Origin of the sequence: Neoroseomonas rubea (genome assembly GCF_016106015.1) — a bacterium.
Classification (GTDB): domain Bacteria; phylum Pseudomonadota; class Alphaproteobacteria; order Acetobacterales; family Acetobacteraceae; genus Neoroseomonas; species Neoroseomonas rubea.
Genome location: NZ_JACADQ010000025.1, coordinates 22302 through 28505, shown reverse-complemented (window position 1 = coordinate 28505; position 6204 = coordinate 22302). Strand labels below are relative to the sequence as shown.

General features: G+C 71.7%; 7 protein-coding genes and 1 tRNA gene. 3 read left to right on the top strand and 5 right to left on the bottom strand.

Going from position 1 to position 6204, the window contains the following annotated elements:
• The 4 genes from HW577_RS05125 to HW577_RS05110 form a co-directional block, all read right to left on the bottom strand.
• On the bottom strand, nucleotides 1–703 hold a 703-nt coding region (locus HW577_RS05125), incomplete at its 3' end, for an endonuclease V (protein ID WP_198374992.1).
• A gap of 19 nt (nucleotides 704–722) precedes the next feature.
• The gene (locus tag HW577_RS05120) at nucleotides 723–1943 is read right to left on the bottom strand and encodes a hypothetical protein (RefSeq protein WP_198374991.1); all 1221 of its coding nucleotides are present in this window, start codon (nucleotides 1941–1943) and stop codon (nucleotides 723–725) included.
• On the bottom strand, nucleotides 1940–2890 hold the full coding sequence (locus HW577_RS05115) for a metal ABC transporter solute-binding protein, Zn/Mn family (protein ID WP_198374990.1): 951 nt from the start codon (nucleotides 2888–2890) through the stop codon (nucleotides 1940–1942). The genes HW577_RS05120 and HW577_RS05115 overlap by 4 nt, the downstream gene beginning before the upstream one ends.
• A gap of 72 nt (nucleotides 2891–2962) precedes the next feature.
• Nucleotides 2963–3715 (bottom strand): hypothetical protein, encoded by a 753-nt coding sequence (locus HW577_RS05110; protein ID WP_198374989.1) that lies wholly within the window; start codon nucleotides 3713–3715, stop codon nucleotides 2963–2965.
• Nucleotides 3716–3838: 123 nt separating this feature from the next.
• Here HW577_RS05110 and pip point away from each other — a divergent pair, with 123 nt between their 5' ends.
• Both pip and HW577_RS05100 read left to right on the top strand, forming a co-directional pair.
• Complete coding sequence (gene pip / locus HW577_RS05105) at nucleotides 3839–4786, top strand: prolyl aminopeptidase (protein ID WP_198374988.1); 948 nt, start codon at nucleotides 3839–3841, stop codon at nucleotides 4784–4786.
• A gap of 25 nt (nucleotides 4787–4811) precedes the next feature.
• Nucleotides 4812–4888 (top strand) — tRNA-Arg (locus tag HW577_RS05100).
• A 157-nt stretch (nucleotides 4889–5045) separates the two neighbouring features.
• Here HW577_RS05100 and HW577_RS05095 read toward each other — a convergent pair.
• A complete protein-coding gene (locus HW577_RS05095) occupies nucleotides 5046–5465 on the bottom strand; it encodes a hypothetical protein (protein ID WP_198374987.1) in 420 nt (139 codons plus the stop codon).
• A 500-nt stretch (nucleotides 5466–5965) separates the two neighbouring features.
• Here HW577_RS05095 and HW577_RS05090 point away from each other — a divergent pair, with 500 nt between their 5' ends.
• On the top strand, nucleotides 5966–6190 hold the full coding sequence (locus HW577_RS05090) for a hypothetical protein (protein WP_198374986.1): 225 nt from the start codon (nucleotides 5966–5968) through the stop codon (nucleotides 6188–6190).
• The last annotated feature ends 14 nt before the right edge of the window (nucleotides 6191–6204 follow it).

The window sequence follows — 6204 nt, the reverse complement described above, 5'->3', positions numbered from 1 at the left end:
CCCCCGCGCGATCCGGATCGATCGTCGCGCGCCGCGCGGCATTCGCCGCCTCATGCGCCGCGCGGATCGCGGGCGGCAGGCGGCGCCCGTCGCAGGCCGCCCGCACGATGCGCAGCGCCGTCGCGAGCGACACGCGATGCCCGACCGAGATGTAGAGCGGGCTCGCGCGCCGCCGCGTGCGCAGGGCGACCCCGATCTCCCGGCCCTTCCAGACGATCGGCGCGGTGTCGCCGGGTTCCGGGCCGGGGCTCGCCTCCCCCACCAGCAGCGACTTGGCGACGCCGATCGTGGGCACATCCAGCACCAGGCCGAGATGGCAGGCGACGCCGAGGCCGCGCGGATGGGCCGCCCCCTGCCCGTCCACCAGCAGCAGGTCCGGCTTCGGCGCCAGGCGCGCCCAGCAGGCCGCCAGCGCCGGCGCTTCGCGGAAGCCGAGATAGCCGGGGATGTAGGGGAAGTCGGCGATGCGGGCTTCCGTCGCGCGCGCGGCCTCGGCCCCCGTCGCATCCAGCGTCACGATCGCGGCGAAGACGCGCCGCGCCGGGTCGAAGCGCGTGGCGGAGACATCGGCGCCGCCGAGGCACGCGATGCGCGCGGGCAGCGCATCCTCCATGACCAGCCGCGCCGCCATCTCCGCCTGCGCGGCGCGCGCCTCGGCAATCATCGAGGGATGGAGCCAGTGCGGCGGTGTCTCCGGGCGCATGCCCGGAGACTGCCACGGTTCAGAAGCCGCCGCTGTAGCCGAGCCGCAGCAGCACGGCATGCGCGGTGCCAAGGCGGCCCGTCTCCTCCCGCACATAGCGCGACCACTGGTAGCCGATGTCGATGCCGAAGCCGCCGCCGAGGTCGTGCCCAACCGAGGCTTCCACGTAGTTCTCGGTCGGCAGCGTGTCGGCGCTGCGCTTGCGCTGGTCGCGCTGCCAGGCCAGCGTGCCGCGCCACGCCTCGTAGCGGTGCTGCACGCCGAGCGTCGTGAAGCTGCGCCGCTCGGCTATCGTGGTCTCGAGCGTGCCGTCCAACGCCTCCCCCGTGTCGGGGTCGGTCGTCACGGTCGCGATCTCTCCACGTGGCCGCCCGCCGGCGTTGCGGAACTGCACGGCCTCGGCGAAGACCAGCGTGCGGTGGTCGCGGTTCCAGCGCTGCTCGTAGCGCAGCGCGCCGGCATAGCCCCATTCGCGTGCGGTGCCGTCGATGCCGGGCGCGCGCGTCACGGCGGCGAGGTGGTAGGAGAAGCCGGGCAGCCAGTCGAAGCCGTCGCCGTCCAGCGCGATCGCGGCATTGTCGAGTTGTCCCGTATTCGCCGGCCCGCCCTGCTGGCGGGTGTTGCGGTCGTAGCGCTCGTAGCGCTCGTCGCAGCAGCGCCGCCGCGTCATCCAGGTGGAGGAGAGCGCGGTGCGGTCGAGCGTGAAGGCCGCGAGCGAGATGTCGTGCTCGCCGAAGCGCGGATCCGACAGGAAGGTCCAGGTCCCGCCGAGGCCGAGGCTGTCGCCGATCATCTGCACCTCATGCGCGCGGACGCGCGTGAGGATGCCAGGGAAGTCGTGATGCCCCCGCCCGAAGGGGGCGACGAAGCGGCCGCCATACAAGGTCAGCCCATCCGTCGGCTTCCATTCGACGAACAGCGCCTCAAGGAAGGCCGATTGCCGCCGGAACAGCGTGACACCGTCATTCGGCGTGCCGCCGGTCGAATCGCCTTCTCCGATCGGCTCGAAGGCGATCACGCCCTGCAGCGAGAGGCCCGGGGCGAGATGCAGCCCGGCGGCGAGTTCCCCGAACAGGTAGACCGAGGTGCCGCGCCGCTCGCGGTCCGGCGCGGAGACGGTCGAGACGGAATAGAGGCCGAGATCGGCCTCGGCCGAGACATGCGGGAAGGCGCGCGGCGCCTCCTGCGCGACGGCGGGCGCGGCGGCGAGGAGCGCCGCGGCGAGCAGCGCGCGCCTCATGCCGCGCCACCGCGCATGGCGGGCACGAGCAGTCCGACATTGTGCCGGAACATCGCCTCGTAGTCCGGTGCCGGTCCGCTGGGGGGCGAGAGCGCATCGGCGAAGAGCCGCCCGCCGACCGTGACGCCCGCTTCCGCCGCCACGCGGCGCAGCGTCGCGGGGTTCGCCATGTTCTCCATGAACACCGCGGTGATGTTCTCCGCCTTCATCTGGCGGATCAGGCGCGCGACCTGCGCGGCGGACGGCTCGGCCTCGGTCGAGACCCCCTGCGGCGAGAGGAAGGCGATGCCGTAGGCGGCACCGAAGTAGCCGAAGGCGTCGTGGCTGGTGACGACGCGGCGGCGGGCTTCCGGCACGCGGCCGATCTCGGCCCGCACCCAGGCATCGAGGGTGGCGAGGCGCGCGAGGAAGGCTTCCGCGTTGCGGCGGTACGCGGCCTCGCCCGCGGCATCCGCGGCGGACAGAGCGGCGGCGATGGCGCGCACGTAGTGCTGGCCGTGCCGAAGGTCCTGCCAGGCATGCGGGTCGGGCACCATGCGCGGCCCGACGCTGTGCTGCTGGCGCCGCGCGGCGCCGCCATGGTCATGGGCGTGGCCGTGGTGATGCGCTTCCATCATGCGCGGGGTCAGCCCCTCGGTCGCCGTGGCGACGGGGCCGCGATAGCCGGCGGACCGCACCAGCCGGTCCATCCAGCCATCGAAGCCGAGGCCGTTGCGCACGACGAGCGCCGCGTCACGCAGCGCCGCCGCGTCCGAGGGCCGCGGCTGGAAGCCATGCGCATCGGCATCCGGCCCGGCGATGACGCGCAGCGCGATCCGGTCCCCCCCGACCTTCGAGACCATGTCGCCGAGGATGGAGAAGGAGGCGACGACGGGCAGGCGCGCCTGGGCGCGCGCGACGGCAGGCAGCGCCAGGATGGGCAGGGCGAACAGGGAGCGGCGACGCATGGCGGACAACCAAGAATGTTATAATATAACTCTACACATCAGCGAAGCGGAGGCAAGCCCCGCCCCGGGCCCTCAGCCCCGTCCGAACAGCCGCTTCAGCCAGCCGAGCATCCCGCCCCCGGCGATGTCCCGCCGCTGATGAGTCGCATGCGGGCGCCGCGCGGGCGGCGGCAGGGCGCTCGCCACGGTGTGTCGCCCGGCATCGCGCGCGGCGAGAAGCCGGCGTTCCAGCGCCACCACCTGGCCGACGGCCTCGGGCGGGGACAGGCGGGCCAGGTCGTCGGCCGTCGCGTCGGCATCCTCCCAGGCCTCGGCCCGGCGGAGCGCGTCGATGATGCGCACGGTCTGCTCGGCATCGAGCGGCGGCCCGCTGCGCCACAACGCCACCGCTTCCTGGCGCCAGGACCGCGAGAGGTCCGGCTTGCCGGCATCGTCGGCGACCCAGGCGGCCTGCAGCGTCGCCTCGGCCGCGGCGTGCAGCGCGCCCGTCTCCTCCAGGACATGGGCCCAGGCGAGGAAGCGGCGGGCGAGCGGCGGGTGCGAGGCATCCGCGATCAGCGCGCGGAAGGGTGCCGCGTTGACCGCCGCGGCCGCGCCCGGATGCGCCCGTGCGATCGCCGGCGCCGCATAGCCGCAATGCGGGCATTGCTGCAGCCAACGCGCCATGGTCGAGCGCACCGGCTCCCCGGGGCGCAGGTCGAGGTCCGGCGCCTGTTCCGGCGGCGGCGGCCGGAACGGCGGCTGGCGGCTCTCGCGGCCGCAGACACCGCAGGCGACCTGGCCGGCGGCGGCGGAACGGGAGGAGGTGGAGGGCGTCTCTGCCATGCAACGGTCAGGTTAGCGCAATCCGGCCGCCACCGGAATCACGACGCTCAGGGTGCGAATCCGCGCGAAGGGAGCGCCTGCCCCATTGCGGCCGCGCCTGCGGGCGGGCACATCTTCGCCGCCATGCCGCGCGGCGACCTCTTTCCCGACATCGCTCCCTATGAGACGGGCCTCCTGCCGCTGTCCGGCGGGCATGTCATGTATTGGGAGCAGGTCGGCAATCCGCGGGGCCAGCCCGTGCTGTTCCTCCATGGCGGCCCCGGCGCGGGCGCGGGCGCGGTGCACCGGCGCTTCTTCGACCCCGGCCATTGGCGCATCGTGATCTTCGACCAGCGCGGCGCAGGCCGGTCCCGCCCGCTTGGCGAGTTGCGGGAGAACACGACGCCGCACCTCGTCTCGGACATCGAGACGCTGCGCCGCTTCCTCGGCATCGAGCGCTGGCTGCTGTTCGGCGGGTCCTGGGGCTCGACGCTCGCGCTCGCCTATGCGCAGGAGCATCCGGAGCGTGTGACGGGCTGCGTCCTGCGCGGCGTCTTCCTCGGCCGGCAGACCGAGGTCGAGTGGTTCCTCGATGGCCTGAAGCGCGTCTTCCCCGATGCCTGGGCCGCCTTCGCCGAGCACCTGCCGCCCGAGGAACGCGGCGACCTGCTGGCGGGCTACCTCAAGCGCCTTTGCGACCCCGACCCGGCGGTGCACCTGCCCGCGGCGCGGGCCTGGAGCCAGTACGAAGGGTCCTGCTCGACCCTACTGCCGTCCCCCGAGACCGTCGCCTCCTTCGCGCAGGACCGCACGGCGCTTGGTCTCGCGCGGATCGAGGCGCATTACTTCGCGCACGACCTATTCCTCCCGCCCGAGGGGCTGCTCGGGCGCATCGGTCGCATCGCGTCCATCCCCGCCGAGATCGTGCAGGGGCGCTATGACATGGTCTGCCCGCCGGAGACAGCGTTCGAACTCGCCGCCGCCTGGCCAGGCGCGCGGCTGACGATCGTGCCCGATGCGGGGCATTCCGCGCTGGAACCGGGCGTGCGGACGGCGCTGGTCAGCGCCGTGGAGCGGTTCCGGCGCCGCTGAGGGCGTGGTAGAAGACCAGGGGTGGGTCCCCGTAGCTCAGCAGGATAGAGCACAGGATTCCTAATCCTGGGGCCGGAGGTTCGAATCCTCTCGGGGACGCCAGCATTTTCCTCAGTTTTTTGCTTAGCGCCGCTATGGACCAAGGCGCCCGAACCGGACATTGACCGGACGGGGGGGTCGAAGTTCCGACCATAATGGTCACGGCTAGACGGCCGCAGCGGTGGCGATTTGCCTCGGGCAGGGCGCGCCGGATGCCTGATCAGGTGAGGCGGTTCTCACACGCCCGCCGGATTGCGTTCCAGGCGGTTGAGCCCGGCCGTGCCACCCACTCTTGCGTCCCGCTGTCCTGAAGTTGGAAGCGCGCCGCAGAGCCGACGAGCGTTCCGCCTGTTGTGTATCCCTCGGCACTGTTGAACGTGAACGCGTTGGTGCGGCAATCCGCCGTGACCTCAACGTGCGCGACCCGACCGCCCCAGGGCCAATCGTGGTTCAGCGCGACCATCTGCATGGTCATGGTGACCTGAGAGCGGTTTCGGCTGATGTTCTCTCGGCTCAACGCGTCCCGGGTTTCGATCGAGCCCATGCGGCTCGCCCCGAGCGGGATCCATCGCTCTGGTGAGGTAAATTCCGGCGCAAGCGGGCCCGAAGCGCACGCCGCGAGGGCAAGCACCAGCGGCAAGAATATCCTCATTGGTTGCTCTCCCGGTTAGCCGAGGGAGCCTATGGCGCCAGATTGCGCCTTGCCACCTCCAAGCGTCGGGCAGCCCGCGCCGCCTCCTCCTCCTCAGCGACCCGGCGCCGCGTCGGCCCGTGCATCCAGCCCGGGTGAACCCGGCATAGCGTGGCGATGATCTTGTTCGGCGTGGTCGCCACCGTCTCCGGATCACCGCCGGCGGCCAGGTAGGCGTCGCGGATGCGGTGCCAGCCTGCGGGCTCTAGCGTGCCCTCTGCGCCGTTCTGCCGGTACGCCTGCCCAACCGCGAGTACGAGCTCCCGCGGCCAGGTGTCGAGCGTGTGGAAGGTTCGGGGCGACATGAGGTGGACGTTAGCCCACCGCCGGGATGGCTCAGCCATGTCCCCGTAGGCGCCGCCTGACGTCCAAGCAGCACCTCTTGATCTAACGCAAAATGGAATGATTTCGCTTGATTACGCGACTGCCTGTTTTGTAAGCGTTTCCAGATGGAGCGCCTGTTAACCTATCGCATGGACGGCGACCGAGTGCTTTTCGCCTATGGTGCGCGGCGCGCGTTTGTCCCCCGCAGCCAATGGCCGGCGCGCTGGTTCCTCGGCGACTTCCATCCCGATCTTGAGCGCGCGATTTGCGACTGGTTCGATGCGACCGAGCGGGAGCAGCCCGCCGAGTTGGACATTGAAGACGTGATCGCGCGCCTTTTCGCGATGTAGGGACAAACCGGCGG